The sequence below is a fragment of the Oligosphaera ethanolica genome, assembly GCF_030814695.1.
Lineage (GTDB): Bacteria > Verrucomicrobiota > Lentisphaeria > Oligosphaerales > Oligosphaeraceae > Oligosphaera > Oligosphaera ethanolica.
This window is the reverse complement of record NZ_JAUSVL010000001.1, coordinates 802,929-818,096: the sequence shown is the minus strand read 5'-3', so window position 1 is coordinate 818,096 and position 15,168 is coordinate 802,929. Positions and strand designations below refer to the sequence as shown.

The following is a 15,168-nucleotide window of genomic DNA, read 5'->3' as shown; positions in this document are numbered from 1 at the left end:
GCTTGTTGATTCTATGCGCATATTGAACCGCTACATTGCGAAAAACATGATAGTCAGCATGCTGATGGCCGTCGGCATTCTGACCTTTGTCATGCTGTCGGGGCAGTTCTTCCGCGCCTTTGATCTCATCTCTCGCGGCGTGTCGCCCTGGCTGCTCTGCCGTTACCTGCTCTATCTGGTTCCCGACATGTTGCGCTTCACCCTGCCGCTGGCCATGCTGGTGGCCACCGTGCTGGTGTTCAGCCGCATGTCGGCGGACAACGAGCTCTGCGCGATGAAGGCCAACGGCATTGGCTTGTGGCAGATTGTCGCGCCGGGGCTCGTGCTGAGTTTCGTCTTGAGTGGCCTGTGTGTCTGGCTATCGCTGTGGGTGACGCCGCTCTGCCGGTATCGCGCCGAGCAGCTGCGCTGGTCGGCCTTGGCCAGCTCACCGCTGGCGCTGTTGGAGCCCGGCGGCTTTGTCAACATCTTTCCTCAATGCCCGATCCGGGTCGGTCGACGCGATGGTGACGAGTTGTACGACATCCACATGTTCATGCTGGGCAAGGATGGCGAGAAGGTCCAGGACATCACGGCGCGGCGCGGCCGGGTAGTGGTGCATGCTGAGGAGCGCATGGTGTATCTCGAACTGGATGACGCCACGGTGATGGATTCGCAGTTGGCCCCGGCTGCGGACGCGCCCCGGCGCTTCCTGGCGGCCAAGTCCATCCGTTTGCCCATGGCCTACGGTCTGTCGCAGGACCGCAAAAGCCTGTCGCGAAAAACCAAGTACATGGATGGCAGCATGCTGGTCAGCCAGATCCGTCTGGAGCAGGAGGCCGGCCGTGATGTCACCGAGCACCTATTGGCGCTGCAGTCGCGCCTGTCGCTGGCCCTGTCGCCTTTTTCCTTCCTGCTGCTAGGGCTGCCTTTCGGGATTCGCAGCAAGCGCTCTGAGCTTTCGGTGGGGCTCCTGCTGTGCGTGTTGTTGGCCCTGGGATTCTACGCCTTTGTGCTGTTGGCCGACGCCCTTGCGGACAGCCGTTATCATCCCCAGATCATCATCTGGTTGCCGAATTTCATCTATCAGCTGGGCGGCCTGTGGGTCATCCAGCGCATCAGTCGCCACTAAATCATTCATTGCCGCCATTACGACGCCAGCCGAAGAAAGAACACACGGACCTCCATGCCAGAGAAGCTCACCAATATCCGCAATTTTTCTATCATTGCCCATATCGACCACGGCAAATCGACCCTTGCCGACCGTTTTCTGCTGCACACCAAGACCATTGAAGAACGCACCTTTCATGATCAGGTGCTGGACGCCATGGACCTTGAGCGCGAGCGCGGCATCACCATCAAATCCCATCCTGTGCGGATGCACTACGATGCTGACGACGGGCGCACGTATGTCTTCAATCTGATTGACACTCCCGGGCACGTGGACTTCAGTTACGAAGTCAGCCGCAGTCTGGCGGCCTGCGAAGGCGCGATTCTGCTGATTGACGCCGCGCAGGGCGTGCAAGCGCAGACGCTGGCCAACGCCAACCTGGCCTTGCATCAGAAACTCACCATCATCCCGGTGATCAACAAGATCGACCTCCCGGCGGCCGACGTCGATATGTGCTTGGAACAGGTCGAAGAGCTCTTGGCCATCCCGCGGGACGAAGTCCTCAAAGTGTCGGCCAAGAGCGGTATGGGGGTGAAGGAACTGCTGGAGGCCGTGGTCGCCCGCGTGCCGCCGCCGGAAACCGATCCGGCGCAGCCCTTGCAGGCGCTGGTTTTTGACTCGGTGTACGACGTCTATCGCGGCGTGGTGTCTTTTGTACGGGTGGTCAATGGTAGCGTCAAAGTCGGCGAGTCCATCCGCTTTTTCAATACGGACCTGACCACCGAGGTCAAGGAAGTGGGCTATTTCAGCCCCGGCATGAAGCCGTCGGCGTCGCTGCTGCAGGGGGAAGTCGGCTACATCATCACGACGATCAAGACGCCGGGCGACATTCATGTCGGCGATACCATTACGGGCTATCTGCGGGCCTGCAAGCAGCCGCTGGCGGGTTTCCAGCACGTACGGCCGATGGTTTTCAGCGGCATTTACCCGATCGACACCGCCGACTACGAGGCGCTGAAGGCCAATATCGCCAAGCTGCGCCTGAATGACTCGGCCTTCGTGGCCCAGCCGGAGAGCTCCATCGCCTTGGGCGCGGGCTTCCGCTGCGGTTTTCTGGGCCTGCTGCACATGGAAATCGTCCAGGAGCGCCTGCGCCGCGAATACAACATGGAGTTGCTGCTGACCTATCCCAGCGTCATCTACCACGTGTTCATGCGCGACGGCAGCATGAAGGAAGTGGACAACCCCCTGCATATGCCCGACCCCAGCCACATCAGCCACGTCGAAGAGCCGATGATCAAATCACAGATCATTGCTCCGGCGACCTATCTTGGCGCCATCATGAACCTGGTGATGGACAAGCGTGGCATCTGTCTCAAGACCGACAATGTCGATCACATCCACGTCATGATCACCGCGCGTCTGCCGCTGCATGAAATCGTGCTCGATTTCTACGACAAGCTCAAGACTGTCACCCGTGGCTACGGCAGCATGGACTACGAGCCCGATGGTTACGAGACCAGCCCGACCGTCAAGCTTGAAATCCTGGTCAACAGCGAGCCGGTGGACGCCTTTGCGTCCATTGTTCACGCCGACCGTGCCGTGTACCGGGCCCGCATGATCTGCGAACGCCTGCGTGAGGCCATTCCCCCGCAGATGTTCAAGGTCGCCATCCAAGGCGCCGTCGGCGGTCGCATCATCGCCCGCGAAGACGTGCGGCAGCTGCGCAAGAACGTCTTGGCAAAATGCTACGGTGGTGACATCACCCGCAAACGCAAGCTGCTGGACAAGCAGAAAGAGGGCAAGAAACGCATGAAGGAAGTCGGCAATGTCAATATTCCGCCGGAGGCCTTCGTCGCCGTATTACGAGCCAGTGACGACAAAGGCTGAGAGGAAAAGAGCCGGCCATGCCAGTTTACATCATCGTTCTGTTTGATCTTGCCATTCTCTATTTTCTGTTCGGCAACACCATTGTGCGCTGGCTGTCGCCGCCGTCGTTGCGTCGGCGCGGTCGCTTGAAGGATTTCGAGCGCTACTACCGCCAGCAGTTGCGTCGTCGCCGCGATTTGTTCAAGGCGTCGGAGATCAAGGCCTACCAGACGCTGCTCGACGAGCTGTCCGCGCTGCGCCGTAGTGGCGACAAGGCCGCGCAGGAAGTCGCCCTTGCCCGCTACGAGGCCGGCAAGCCCGGCGTGGCCCTGCCGGCGCCGCTGCCGCTGGGCTGGCTGCGCGAGAATCTGGAAGTGGTTGTGGTGGCGCTGAGTCTGGCCTTCGGCGTTCGCGCGCTCTTTTTGCAGCCCTTCAAGATTCCCACCGGGAGCATGCAGCCGACCCTCTTCGGCATTCACTTCGAGCCAACTGCCGAGCCGCCCGCGACGGCTTTTCCGGTGCGTTTCTTCAACTACCTGAATTATACCCGTCGCAACATGTTCCTGGAAGTCGCCGAGACCGGCGAAATCAATCTTGAACGCTTCCTGCCCACGGGATCGTCGTGGCCATTTTTTCCCGAGACCAATCTGTGGGTCGGTGATCGCATGTACGAATTGCCGGGCGACCCAAATACCGTCCTCAAGACGATCATTGAGGAATACAGCGGCCAGCAGCGCAGCAGCGTCTTCGAGAAGGGCGAGCGGCTGCTCTGCGGTTATTTGTCCCTGGGCGATCACCTCTTCGTCAACCGCACGAGTCTCTGTTTCCGCGAACCCCGGCGCGGCGACGTGATGGTCTTCGTGACCGACAATCTGGTTGATCCCGACGGGCAGGGCTTCGGCGGTCGTTTCTACATCAAACGCCTGGTGGGTCTGCCTGGCGACGAACTCCGCATCGTCAACCATAAGCTCTACGTGAAGGCGCCCGGCGATGCCGATTTCCGCCTGCTGGACGCGTCGGACGATCCCGGTTTCGAACGCATCCACAGCTGCCAGGGCGGCTACCGCGGCTACGCGCACATGCCCGGCAGTCAATTCTTGCGCCATAACCGCGATAGTGTTGTAATCCCCCGTGGTCATTATTTCATGCTCGGCGACAACAGCGAGAACAGCAAGGACAGTCGCTACTGGGGCTTCGTGCCCCGCAAGAACCTCATTGGCACCGCCGCCATTGTCTGGTGGCCCTTCTCCCGCCGTTGGGGCTGGGTTGACCGCGTCGAACCGCTGCCCGTTGACACGCCGCCCAATCGTCCAGCGCGCGAAGGTTGATGAACTGGGGGCGCGGCATTGATGTAGTGGCTGGCGGGGCATTTTCCGGCAATTTCTGCCGCCGTTGATCGATACAACGCGAGATGAGAGTATTCAAACGAAAGCAGGTGGAAGATGCGTTTGCAGTTTTTGGGTACGGCCGCCGCAGAGGCCATACCGGCATTGTGGTGCGATTGCCAGACCTGTGCCACCGCGAAAGCCCGTGGCGGGAAAGAGATTCGTCGCCGTTGCAGCTATCTGATCGACGCCGACACCATGGTGGACTTCGGCCCCGATGCCTTCTGGCAGGTGACGCAATTCAATATCGACTTGGTCAACTTGCGCCGCATCATCTTTACCCACCCCCACGAAGACCACCTCAACCCCGTGGACCTCTACTGGCGCTTCACACCACACTTCAGCCACGTCAGCAATCAACTGACCATCATCGGCTCGCAGCCGGTCTTCGATCGCATTCTCGCCCATTTCCACGGGGTTCGGCCCGACCACAACTTCGAGAGATTCCTGCTGGTGCCCAAGGTGGTCCAGGCCGGCGTACCCAGCAGCGATGGCGATATTGATCTGCTGCCTCTGGCTGCCAACCACGCACCGGGACTGGAGCCGCTGGTCTACGTCATCAGCCGTGGCGGCAAACGCCTCCTCATTGCCAACGACACTGGCTGGTTGCCCGATGCGTCGTGGCAGGCACTGGCCGACATCAAACTTGACGCCGCCGTCATCGAAAGCACTGGCACCCTCAAAAGCGCCGACCTGCGCAATGGCCACCTCGGTCTCAATACCACCGTGGCCTTCCGTGATCGCCTTCGCGATATGGGCTGCATCCAGGCCAATACGCCCGTGGTCACCAACCACTTCTCGCATAACGGCGCCATGAACCACGCCGAAATGGTCGATACCTACGGCAAACATGGCATTACTGTCGCCTGCGACGGCATGATCCTCGACATCTGAAAACCACGTTACGCCGTTTCAGTCAACGCCGCCCCCGTCTATCGTATGCGGGACGGCGTTTTTTTACGCGAAGAGGCGATGGCAATTTTTGCTCACGCGAAGGCGCGAAGAATACGAAGAGGAATGGCGGCATGTCTTGCCGCTGCGCGGCAATTCACGCCACCGATAAGGAGACGCGAACGTTACGGCTTACCGTGAGGCAAAGGCGGCAATTCACGCGGCCGAAAGGCGCGATGGCAATTTTTGCTCACGCGAAGGCGCGAAGGCGCGAAGAATACGAAGAGGAATGGCGGCATGTCTTGCCGCTGCGCGGCAATTCACGCCACCGATAAGAAGACGCGAACGTTACGGCTTACCGTGAGGCAAAGGCGGCAATTCACGCGGCCGAAAGGCGCGATGGCAATTTTTGCTCACGCGAAGGCGCGAAGGCGCGAAGAATACGAAGAGGAATGGCGGCATGTCTTGCCGCTGCGCGGCAATTCACGCCACCGATAAGAAGACGCGAACGTTACGGCTTACCGTGAGGCAAAGGCGGCAATTCGGTTTTGCTCACGCGAGACATGAAGATCGTAGCGGCATGGCCGCTGAGCCGTATATGGCGGCAAGCGAAGCACCTGGCAATTATTCGGTCTGCTGGTGGTAGAGGCGGGCGTAGAAGCCGTTGAGCTTGAGCAATTCGTCGTGGGTGCCGAATTCGGCGACGCGGCCTTCGTCGATGACGCAGATCTTATGGCAGCGCATGGCCATGGACACGCGCATGGAGACCATGATGGCGGTTTTGCCGACGAGGATTTTGGCGAGGGTCTCCTGTATTTTCTGCTCGGTATTGGCGTCGAGGGCGGAGGTACAGTCGTCGAGGATGAGCAACTCGGGGTTGGTGAGAAGCGCGCGGGCAAGCGAGAGGCGTTGGCGTTGGCCGCCGGAGAGACTGGTGCCCTTTTGGCCGATGAGAGTCTCGTACTGGACTTTCATTTCGAGGATGAAATCGTGCAGCTGGGCGGCTTTGGCGGCGTCCATGATCTGTTCGTTGGTGGCGTTGGGGCGGCCGTAGCAGATATTGTCGCGCATGGAGCCGCTGAAGATCTGCGCTTCCTGGGGGACGATGCCGACGGCGCGGCGGAGGGACAGCAGCTGGACCTTGCGGAGATTGACGCCATCGACGAGGACTTCGCCGTAGCTTGGTTCGTAGAGCCTGGACAGCAGGTGGAGGAGGGTGGTTTTGCCGCTGCCGCTGGGGCCCATGATGCAGAGCCAGGTGCCGGCGGGGACGAAGAAGGACACGTCCTTGATGACGCGGTCAGTCAGGTCCTTGGCCGCGCTGTCCTCGATGGTAACTGCGTCGTCTTCGGTTTCTTTTTCGCTGCTGGGGGCGGGGTAGGCGAAGCTGACGTTGTGGACTTCGACGCCTTTGCGCAGGGGGGTGGGGAAGGGCACGGCATCGGGCGCGTCGGCGATTTCGAGCGGGCGGTCCAGCACGCCGGTGACGCGGAGGAGGGCGATGCGCAGGCGTTGGAGAACGAAGCTGAGCTGGGTGAATTCGAGCACGGGCTGGAAGAGGGTCATGGTCGTTGAGTGGAGGAACATCATGCGGCCGAGGGACATCTCGCCGTCGAGGACCAACTTGCCGCCGTAGAGGAAGATGGCGCAGCTGCTGAGGCTGGTGAGGATGCCGGCTTCGCGGCCGAGGGCGGCGCTGATGCGCTGGGTGAGCAGCGCGTCGCGCATGAAACAGGCCGAGATGCGGTGGAAATTGAGCACTTCGCCTTTTTCGCGGGCGTAGGCCTGAATGGCCTTCATGCCGTCGATCTTCTGGGAGACCAGGCCATAGAGACAGGAGTTGGTGTGGCGCTGTTCCTGGTTGAGGTGGCGGATGATCGGCCGTTTGCGCCGGTACATCCACGCGTAGATAGGCGTGATGGCCACGGCGATCAAGCACATGCGCCAGTCCTCGTAAAGCAATACCGTGGTGCCCACCGTGATCATGGCCACGCAGTGGGTCGCGCTCATGAAGAAGCCCATCATCTCGCCGCGGACGGAGTCCACATCGGAGAGGATACGCGACAGCAGGCGGCCAGGGCTCATGGTCTGATGGTAGGACATGGACAGATCGAGGACCTTGCGGTGCATGTCCTCGCGGAGTTTTTCAGTGATGCCCTGCGAGACGATGATTTGCTGGCGGGTGGAGAAGCGCGCCAGGTAGTTTAGGGTGATCTGGGTGAGCATGTAGGCCAGGGCGATGTTGAAGAGCCGGCGGCCGGCGCCGGGGGGGCGGTGGCTGGCGATGATGCCCTGGTCCATTTTTTTGCCCATGCCGACAGTGGGCCGCTGGACGGTGAATTTATTTCGGTCGGGTTCCCAGATGCGCCGTTCGACGGGGGCCTGGCTGGTGTTGGCGGTTTTGATGACGAGGATATTGTCGACCACGATCCGTGAGTAGAAAGACATGAGGTACACGGAGGTGGAATTGATGGCGACCATGGCCACGCAGATCATGAGCGACCAGCGTTTGGGCCAGGCGTATTCGCGGATGAAACGCCAGTAGAGAGGCCAGTCGCTGGCGCCAGCGCGCGACCGTTCCGGCTTAGGAGGCCGGAACAGGTAGTTGCGGTGATGCTCTTTGACTTTGCTGAAAAATCCCATGGCGTGTTTTTTGGGGGTGAACTAGGTGTGTTCTTCTTCGATGACGCCCTTGCCCATGTGCTTGGTGTATAGGTCGTGGTAGCGGCCGTTGGGAACGGCCATGAGTTCTTCGTGGGTGCCCTGTTCCTGGATGACGCCTTTGTCAAGCAGGATGATCAGATTGGAGTTCTTGATGGTGCTTAGGCGGTGGGCGACGACGAAGCTGGTACGGCCCTCGAGGACCTTGGCCATCGCGCGCTGGATGGCCTGTTCGGAGTCGCTGTCCAGCGAGCTGGTCGCCTCGTCCATGATCAGGATGGCCGGGTCGGCGCAGATGGCCCGGGCGATGTTGATGCGCTGTTTCTGGCCAACGGACAGCTCAATGCCGTAGTCGCCGACGAGGGTATCGTAGCCTTCCTTGAGCGTCATGATGAAGTCGTGAATTTCGGCGGTTTTGGCCGCATTGTAGATGTCTTCGTTGGTGGCGCTGGGGCGGCTGTAGCGAATGTTTTCGCGGATGCTGATGCCGAAGAGCAGCGATTCCTGGAGGACGATGCCGAATTGCTTGCGGAGCTGGTGGAGGTCCAGGCGTTTGATGTCATGGCCGTCGATGAGCAGCTCGCCGCCGGTGATGTCATAGAAGCGCAGGAGGAGATTGAGGATGGTGCTTTTGCCGCAGCCGGTGGGGCCGATGAGGGCGATGGTGTCGCCGGGCTTGACGTGGATGGTGATGCCGCGCAGGACCGGCTTGCCTTCTTCGTAGTGGAAGTGGACGTCATTGAAATCGACCTGGCCGCGCATTTTCGGGATGGGGATGGGATTGGGGTCGTTGACGACTTCGGGCAGTTCGTCGAAGATTTCGAAGAGACGTTCGGTGGCGATGGCGACCTGCTGGAGCTGGTTGATAAGCTGCGAGAAGCGCACGGCGGGTCCGAGCAGCTGCATGGCGTAGGCGGTGAAGGCGGTGACGTCGCCGTAGGTGAGTTCGCCTTGCAGGATCATGCCACAGCCCAGGAAGAAGATGAGGGAGCGCCCCAGTGCCTGGATGAGGTTGACGTTCATGGAGAAGGTATTGCCGGCGATGCCCTGTTCCTTCGAGAACTGCAGGGCCAGCTGGGACTGTTCGTGGAAGACCGTGTGCTCGCGGCTTTCCGCCCCAAAAGTCTTCACCGCCATGTTGGCGACCAGGCGGTTTTGCACGCCGCCGGAGAGGCGGTCGTAGGCCGACCGGGCCGCGCGGCTGGCGACGATGATGGGCCGGATGGTGTAGTTGTAATTAAGGACAAAGACGACCAGGACGAGCGCCAGCAATACCGCGAGGCGCCAGTTGATGGTGAAGGTCGCAATGATGGCGAAGGATGAGCAGACCAAGTCCGAAATGATGCCGACGCTCTGGCCGGTGAGCATCTGCTGGACGGTGCCGCTGTCGCCCATCAGGCGGTACACGAGCTTGCCGACGCTGTTCTTGCTGAAGAAACGCAGCGACAGGCTCAGGAAGTGCTTGTAGAGGGCGCTGCGGATGTCGAAGACGAAACGCTGGCCGAGGTAGGCGATGCTCAGCGACTGGATGTAGCCGCAGAGGGAGCTGACAAAGGGCAGCAGGATCATCAGCAGGCCGAGGCCGAAGAACAGTTCGGTTTCGCCGTTGGTGAGGACGCGGTCGACCAGCGCGCGGGTGACCAACGGCGGTGCCATGGCCAGAATCGACAGGATGACCGTCAGCCCAAACAGCGCATAGAGCTGCAGGTAGTAGGGCTCCATGAACACCAGAATCTTGCTGATGTTGCCCAGTCTGCGCTTGTTCTCATCCGGTTTTTTTGCGGTTGCGTCGGCCATGGTCGGTGCTGGAGGGACGGTGCCTTGATGCTGAGGGGAAAGACGCCGGCGCCGGTGCCGCGGGGCTGCCGCAGGACTGGCGTGGTGCTGCGGCGCGCATAGGCCGCGCCGCTGTTAGAGGTCGATGTTGAACAAGTAGAACCACAGGCACGACTGGCCGTAGTAGATGCGCGCTTCGGCGGTCGCGCCGGGGGGAATGAGGCGGTCGCCGGGGTCGAAGCTGCAGTAGATGACGCGGTACGTCGCTTCGCCTTCAGCCTGGATGACGCTGCGCATGTACTGGACTGTGCCGTGGAAGTACACCCGGTTGAGGCTGCGGAAGGAATTGAGGCGGGCTTTGTACTTCTGGCCGACGGCCACCTTGGTCGAATAGCGTTCGTTGATGCGCAGCTTGAGGGTGTTGGTGTCGCCACCGAAGATTTCGTAGATGACGGTCGCCGGCTGCAGCAGCTCGCCGACCACGAATTCATAGCGCACAACCACGCCGTCGATCGGCGCGCGGACCTGTCGGGTGCGCAGGCGCGCTTCGGCGCGGCGCACGGCGTCTTCCATGGCGTTGATCTCTTCGTCGAGGGCGGCCAGCTCGCGGTTGTATTTTTGGCGGTCGCGTTTGAGCAGTTCTTCGTAGACCGTGAAGGACTTCTGCTGGAAGGCGGTGAGATTGACGCGGGCGAGCTGTTCCTTGAGTTTGTCATCTTCGAGGTTGTTGGCGGCCTTGAGGCCCTTGTCCACGAGCTCCTGGGTGAGTGCGAGTTTAGTCTGGGCGTTGCGCAGCTGCAGTTCGGCGACGGCTAGATTGTTGGCGTGGTCGCGCTTCTGCTCATCGAGATCGACGCTGCGGCGTTCGAGGTCGATGTCCATTTCGGCTTTGCGGCGTTCGAGGTTGACCTGCAGGCGCGAGAGACGTGAGCGGGTTTCGGCGAGGGTCGCCTCTTCTTCCTCGGCATTGAGCTGGACGAGCAAGTCGCCGGCCTTGACCTTGTCGCCGCTGAAGACGAAGATTTTGCTGACGGTACCGGTGACAGGCGGGCGCACTTCGGCATATTCGTCGGTCTGCACGTAGCCGGCGGCGAGGGTGTAGCGGTCGATCTTGATGATCGCGCCGATGTAGATGATGCCGCCGATGACGCCTAGCGCCAGAACCGCGTAGAGGATGCGGCGGCGGCGGGCGTCTCGCCTGGGTAGGGGAATGTTTTCGCCGATGGTGGTTCTCAAGTCACCCATGATGTGGTCCTTGGTTATGCCGACAATGCGGGACAGGCCGTGGTGGCGGGCGGGAGCGGCCCGGGTTTACTCTTTTTTCTTGGTAAGGCTCGGGGCGCGCAGCAAGTCTTTGGCGAGCACGCGCATGCCCTCGGCTTCGTCGCCGTAGCGTTTGGTGCACAGATTGCAGTCGGCGCAGTTGCGGTCGTAGCAGTTGCGGTGGACGCGCGCCGGGTACATTTTGCGGAAGGCCTCGTAGCAGTCATCCGAGCAGAAGCAGTAGCGTTCCTGGGTGGTGCCAAAAGCGACGTGGACCAGGTGGAAGCCGTCCTTTTTGGTGTCGCATTTGCCGCCGCACCAGCCGCAGGAAATCTGCAGCATTTCGGTGACGGCTTTGCTGCGCTGGCTGACCTCGTCGTCCGTCCAGGCGTATTCGACCCACGCGTAAGCGCTGGCGGGAATTTTGGCAGTGACGACGTCCTTGCTGATGACCAGGCAGTCGCCGTTGTTGAGCACGTAGGCGCGTTCGCCTTCGACGAGTCCCTCGTTGTTGCGCAGGTGGACTTTGATGCCGCCCTGCTTGGGAATGTCGTACTTATGCCAGCCGCAGGCTTCGCAGATATTGGCGGAGAGGTGCTGGCTGAGGTGTTCGCCGCAGACGGGGCAGCGGCCCATCTTGACGACCTGGAGTTTTTTGAGGGAGTCTTCGGCGGCGCTTTGGACTTCGCGTTCGGCGACTTTCATCAGCCGCTGCTCGTGCGCGCCGTCCTCGTCATCCAGGATGGCGATGTCGTGCTCAAGGTTCTCGCGCTGCTCTTCGGGCAGGAAGATGTTTTTATCTTTATCTTTGTCGACGTATTCGTCGTCTTTACGCCAACCGAAAAAGCTCATCATGGGCATGGCGTCCCCCTTTCGTACGTGGTGTCGGGCCAGTCTGTGGTGTTATTCATTGCCGAGGTAGTATCCGATGGCGTGATAGAAATTCGCTTTGGCGCGCAAGAGGTCAGCGGCGGCGGTGTTTTGCCGCTGTAGGATTGACGTGAGATTTTTCTGTGCGTCGGTGACGTTGCTACTGGTGCTTTCGCCGAGGCGGAAGCGTTCCTGTTCGGCGGCGACGGTTTCTCTGGCGGCGGCGATGCCGTGGTTGACCAGCTCCAGGCGTTGCCGGGCGGTGTTGTAGTTGAGGATGGCGTGCTGCAGTTCGGTGTTGATATCGACTTCGATATTGCCCATTTCGGCCTTGAGTTCCTCGATGCGGGCGCGGTGGCGGGCCATGCGGGCCTTTGGCCCGCGGTAGTCCAGGGTGCGTTTCCAGACCAGGGTGACTTCGCCACCGACGCGGCGGTCGCTGACGATGTCGTCATTGCCGTAGGGCCAGTTTTCATTTTCGCCTTGCCAGTTGACGCCCATGTTGAGGGACAGGTCGTCACGGGTTTCTTCTTTGGCGGTGGCTTGCTGGATTTTGGCGTATTCGACGCTGTTGAGCATTTCGAGGTAGTCGCCGCGGTGCTGGAGGATGATCGCCTCTTCGAGTTGGGGCAGGTCCTGCTGGGCGCTGGCCTGTTCGAACAGTGCGCCGGGGTCGGCGGTGAGGGCGATGGTTTCTTTGTTGCCGACGGCGCCGGCGAGGGTGATGAGATTGAGTTCGTGACGGTTGCGGGCCTTTTCTTCGTCTTCCCGGCCGATTTGCAATTCCAGCTGGGACTGGAAGGTTTGGTACTGCGGGACGACTTTGAGGCGGCTGAGTTCCTGCGCTTCCTCGTAGAGGTTCTGGAAGCGCGCAGTGGCCTGGCGGGTGACCTGGTAGGCGGCCAGGGACTCGTAGGCGCTGATGTAGGCCAGTTCGATTTCCCGGCGCAGGTCCTGGGTGCTGCGCAGGAGGCGACTGACGGCGATGTTGTATTCCATGGCCGCCAGCGAGCGGGAGAGGGTCAGAGTGCGGAAGGCCCGGTCGCGCAGGAGAGGCACGCGCACGCGCACGCCGAAGAGGGTCTGGTACAGGTCATCGAAACCGGCCGGGTCGCGCAGGGAGCGTTCGGCGATGCCGGCGGCGACATAGGCGCCGGGGATGACGGGCGCTTCAATGCCGGCCTGGAAGTCCAGGCTGTTGTTGGTGAGGGCACTGTAGTTGCTGCTGCCGGGGATGGAGCGGCTGCGGTCGGCATAACCGACGGCGCCGTAGAGCGCCGGGTCAAAGAACTCCAGCAGTTCTTCGTGTTTGAGCAGGGTCTGTTCCACTCGCCAGCGGGCGGCCTGGATAGCGGGGTTGTTCTCCTGTGCCGCCAACATGAGATCGGCCAATTCATTGGCATGAATCGGTGCAATCAGAGAAGTCAGAAACACCAGCACAGCACACCCAAAAGAGCGTGAAGATATCATAAGCATTGCTGATATGGGCAGTTGCCCCGCTCCCAATGATGACGTTGACGATAGTGCAGCTCAAAGTCGCTGGGCAATCGAGCCGTCCGGGGTGGTGAACGACGCTGCCACGGTGAATCAATCCCTGTGGAACAGCCTATACTATAAGCTCAGTCGACGATATAAACAGCCCTGCAGGTAGTTTTTTCTCGGCTGGCGGCGATAGCTTTTGGTGGCTGGGGTCAGTGTTTTTGGGTGCGTCGCCAGATGATGTCGCCGGCGATGGCGGGGAGCATGAATAGTGCGGTGCAGACGAAGAGGGTGGCGCTGCCCAGGTGCTGGTAGATTTGACCGCTGAGAACGCTGCCGATGACAGCGCCAGTAGCGAGAACGACTTCGTGGATGGCCATGCGGAAGGTGCGGTCCGGGCAGCCCGAGACGCCGTGGAACATGCTGTTGCTGTAGGCGTGGCCGGCGAGAATGCCGCAGGTGGCAAGGAGGGTCATGTTGATCGTCATGTCCTTGCTGATGCCGAGGCCTAGGACGGCCAGCGCTAGCAGCAGGTGGCCGCCGATGAGCTGGGTGAAGTTGAAATGCCAGTGTTTGACGAAGCCCATCAAGCTCATGGCGCTGGTCATGGCCAAGGCGCGGACGAAGAGCAGGGTGCCGATGGCCGGCTCGGTCAGGCCCAGATCGGTTTTGGCGAAGATCGGGTAGATATTCAGGACCATGCCGGCCGTGGCCCAGGCGCAGAGGCCACCGAGCCAGCAGGGGTAGCGCATGGTTGTCCCGTGGCCGGGCGTGGCGGCGGTGGCGGGTGGTGCGGCTGGCGTGGCCGGGCGGGTTCCCGGCGGGAGTTTCACGCTGGGGGCGTTGTCCTGCCGGCGATTGCCGAACCAGAGGAAGGCTAGGAGAAGCGCGTAGGCGGCGATGCAGTAACGCAGGGGGCGTGCGCTGTCGCCCGCGCCGAGGTGGCCCGCCAGCAGGGGGCCGATAATGGCGCCGCTGCTCCAACACAGATTGTAGAGACCGGTGATGCGGCCGAGGCGGCTGCCCTCATAGCCCTCGGTGAGCCAGCCCATCAGCGGTGGCCAGAATAGCGCGGTGGACAGCCCGCAGATGGCCTGAAAGAAGAACGCCGGCCCGAGGCTAGGCGACAGATAGATACCTACGAGGCCGATCAGCAGGCCGCAGGTCGCGATGATGACGCAGCTCTGCGGTTGCACCCGCTGCAGGACCTTTTTGAACAGCAGGCAGGCCAGCATGTAACAGAGATTGTAGACGCCATAGAGGATGCCGATCTGTGTCGGCGTGGCCTGGAAGTGGTTGCTGGCATAAAACACCAGCCCCAGGTTGATGGCGTTGATGATCATGGCCATCCAGAAGGACGCCGGAAAGATGATTGCGGCCTTGGAAAGCTGAGGGCGCCGGAATGATGTCTGTCGCATGGTTGCGCGTCTCGCTAAGTCGGGTGGACTGGGTGGATGGGGGGGCCTTGGGGCGGAGAAAACGACGTCGCCGGGGCAAAATAAAAAACAATACTATATGCTCTGCGCCGTTATTTGCCGGCAATGGCGCGTCCAGCCGGGAGTATTTTTGTAATAGGTCTGTCATTGATATTGGCCGCCTGGGAGCGGCGCCGTTCCGGCGGCATTTGTGCAGCGCTGTGGCGAGGACTCAGGGACTCATGAGGCATGGTCCCATGGATTGGACTCCGGGGACTTTCTGGACCGTGGGGAATGACGTCATGGACGCCGGGACGCTTGGGGATCGGTTGGACTCGGGGGACCGGTTGGCGGCTCCTGGGAGCGCCGCCGTCCCGGCGGCATTTGTGCAGCGCTAGGGCGAGGACTCAGGGACTCATGAGGCATGGTCCCATGGATTGGACCGTGGGGACTTTCGGGACTGAGGGGA

The 15,168-nt window shown here is 61.0% G+C and carries 10 protein-coding genes; 4 read left to right on the top strand and 6 right to left on the bottom strand.

The features are described 5' to 3' along the window. Positions 1-13: 13 nt before the first annotated feature. The 4 genes from J3R75_RS02835 (at position 14) to J3R75_RS02820 (ending at position 5,238) form a co-directional block, all read left to right on the top strand. Complete coding sequence (locus tag J3R75_RS02835) at positions 14-1,111, top strand: LptF/LptG family permease (RefSeq protein WP_307259811.1); 1,098 nt, start codon at positions 14-16, stop codon at positions 1,109-1,111. A gap of 54 nt (positions 1,112-1,165) precedes the next feature. Then, entirely contained in the window at positions 1,166-2,980 is a 1,815-nt protein-coding gene (lepA, locus tag J3R75_RS02830) for a translation elongation factor 4 (protein ID WP_307259810.1), read from the top strand. Positions 2,981-2,997: 17 nt separating this feature from the next. After that, positions 2,998-4,287 (top strand): signal peptidase I, encoded by a 1,290-nt coding sequence (gene lepB / locus J3R75_RS02825; protein WP_307259809.1) that lies wholly within the window; start codon positions 2,998-3,000, stop codon positions 4,285-4,287. Positions 4,288-4,401: 114 nt separating this feature from the next. After that, the gene (locus J3R75_RS02820) at positions 4,402-5,238 is read left to right on the top strand and encodes an MBL fold metallo-hydrolase (protein WP_307259808.1); all 837 of its coding nucleotides are present in this window, start codon (positions 4,402-4,404) and stop codon (positions 5,236-5,238) included. A gap of 621 nt (positions 5,239-5,859) precedes the next feature. Here the strand turns inward: J3R75_RS02820 and J3R75_RS02815 are convergent. From J3R75_RS02815 to J3R75_RS02790, 6 genes are all read right to left on the bottom strand, one after another. Beyond that, positions 5,860-7,878: an ABC transporter ATP-binding protein gene (locus J3R75_RS02815; RefSeq protein WP_307259807.1), complete on the bottom strand. Its 2,019-nt coding sequence runs from the start codon at positions 7,876-7,878 to the stop codon at positions 5,860-5,862. Positions 7,879-7,899: 21 nt separating this feature from the next. Beyond that, positions 7,900-9,693, bottom strand: coding sequence for an ABC transporter ATP-binding protein (locus J3R75_RS02810; RefSeq protein ID WP_307259806.1), 1,794 nt, complete (start codon positions 9,691-9,693; stop codon positions 7,900-7,902). Between the two features lie 114 nt (positions 9,694-9,807). Next, positions 9,808-10,917: an HlyD family secretion protein gene (locus tag J3R75_RS02805; RefSeq protein WP_307259805.1), complete on the bottom strand. Its 1,110-nt coding sequence runs from the start codon at positions 10,915-10,917 to the stop codon at positions 9,808-9,810. 66 nt (positions 10,918-10,983) lie between these two features. Then, the gene (locus tag J3R75_RS02800; protein ID WP_307259804.1) at positions 10,984-11,796 is read right to left on the bottom strand and encodes a hypothetical protein; all 813 of its coding nucleotides are present in this window, start codon (positions 11,794-11,796) and stop codon (positions 10,984-10,986) included. A 42-nt stretch (positions 11,797-11,838) separates the two neighbouring features. Beyond that, positions 11,839-13,185: a TolC family protein gene (locus J3R75_RS02795; protein WP_307259803.1), complete on the bottom strand. Its 1,347-nt coding sequence runs from the start codon at positions 13,183-13,185 to the stop codon at positions 11,839-11,841. A 311-nt stretch (positions 13,186-13,496) separates the two neighbouring features. Further along, positions 13,497-14,702: an MFS transporter gene (locus tag J3R75_RS02790; protein ID WP_307259801.1), complete on the bottom strand. Its 1,206-nt coding sequence runs from the start codon at positions 14,700-14,702 to the stop codon at positions 13,497-13,499. Between the last annotated feature and the right edge of the window lie 466 nt (positions 14,703-15,168).

Bases quoted from the DNA above. Each gene is read 5' to 3' on its own strand.
- J3R75_RS02835 (WP_307259811.1), top strand. From the start codon at position 14: ATGCGCATATTGAACCGCTACATTGCGAAAAACATGATAGTCAGCATG.
- lepA (WP_307259810.1), top strand. From the start codon at position 1,166: ATGCCAGAGAAGCTCACCAATATCCGCAATTTTTCTATCATTGCCCAT.
- lepB (WP_307259809.1), top strand. From the start codon at position 2,998: ATGCCAGTTTACATCATCGTTCTGTTTGATCTTGCCATTCTCTATTTT.
- J3R75_RS02820 (WP_307259808.1), top strand. From the start codon at position 4,402: ATGCGTTTGCAGTTTTTGGGTACGGCCGCCGCAGAGGCCATACCGGCA.
- J3R75_RS02815 (WP_307259807.1), bottom strand. From the start codon at position 7,878: ATGGGATTTTTCAGCAAAGTCAAAGAGCATCACCGCAACTACCTGTTC.
- J3R75_RS02810 (WP_307259806.1), bottom strand. From the start codon at position 9,693: ATGGCCGACGCAACCGCAAAAAAACCGGATGAGAACAAGCGCAGACTG.
- J3R75_RS02805 (WP_307259805.1), bottom strand. From the start codon at position 10,917: ATGGGTGACTTGAGAACCACCATCGGCGAAAACATTCCCCTACCCAGG.
- J3R75_RS02800 (WP_307259804.1), bottom strand. From the start codon at position 11,796: ATGCCCATGATGAGCTTTTTCGGTTGGCGTAAAGACGACGAATACGTC.
- J3R75_RS02795 (WP_307259803.1), bottom strand. From the start codon at position 13,185: ATGTTGGCGGCACAGGAGAACAACCCCGCTATCCAGGCCGCCCGCTGG.
- J3R75_RS02790 (WP_307259801.1), bottom strand. From the start codon at position 14,702: ATGCGACAGACATCATTCCGGCGCCCTCAGCTTTCCAAGGCCGCAATC.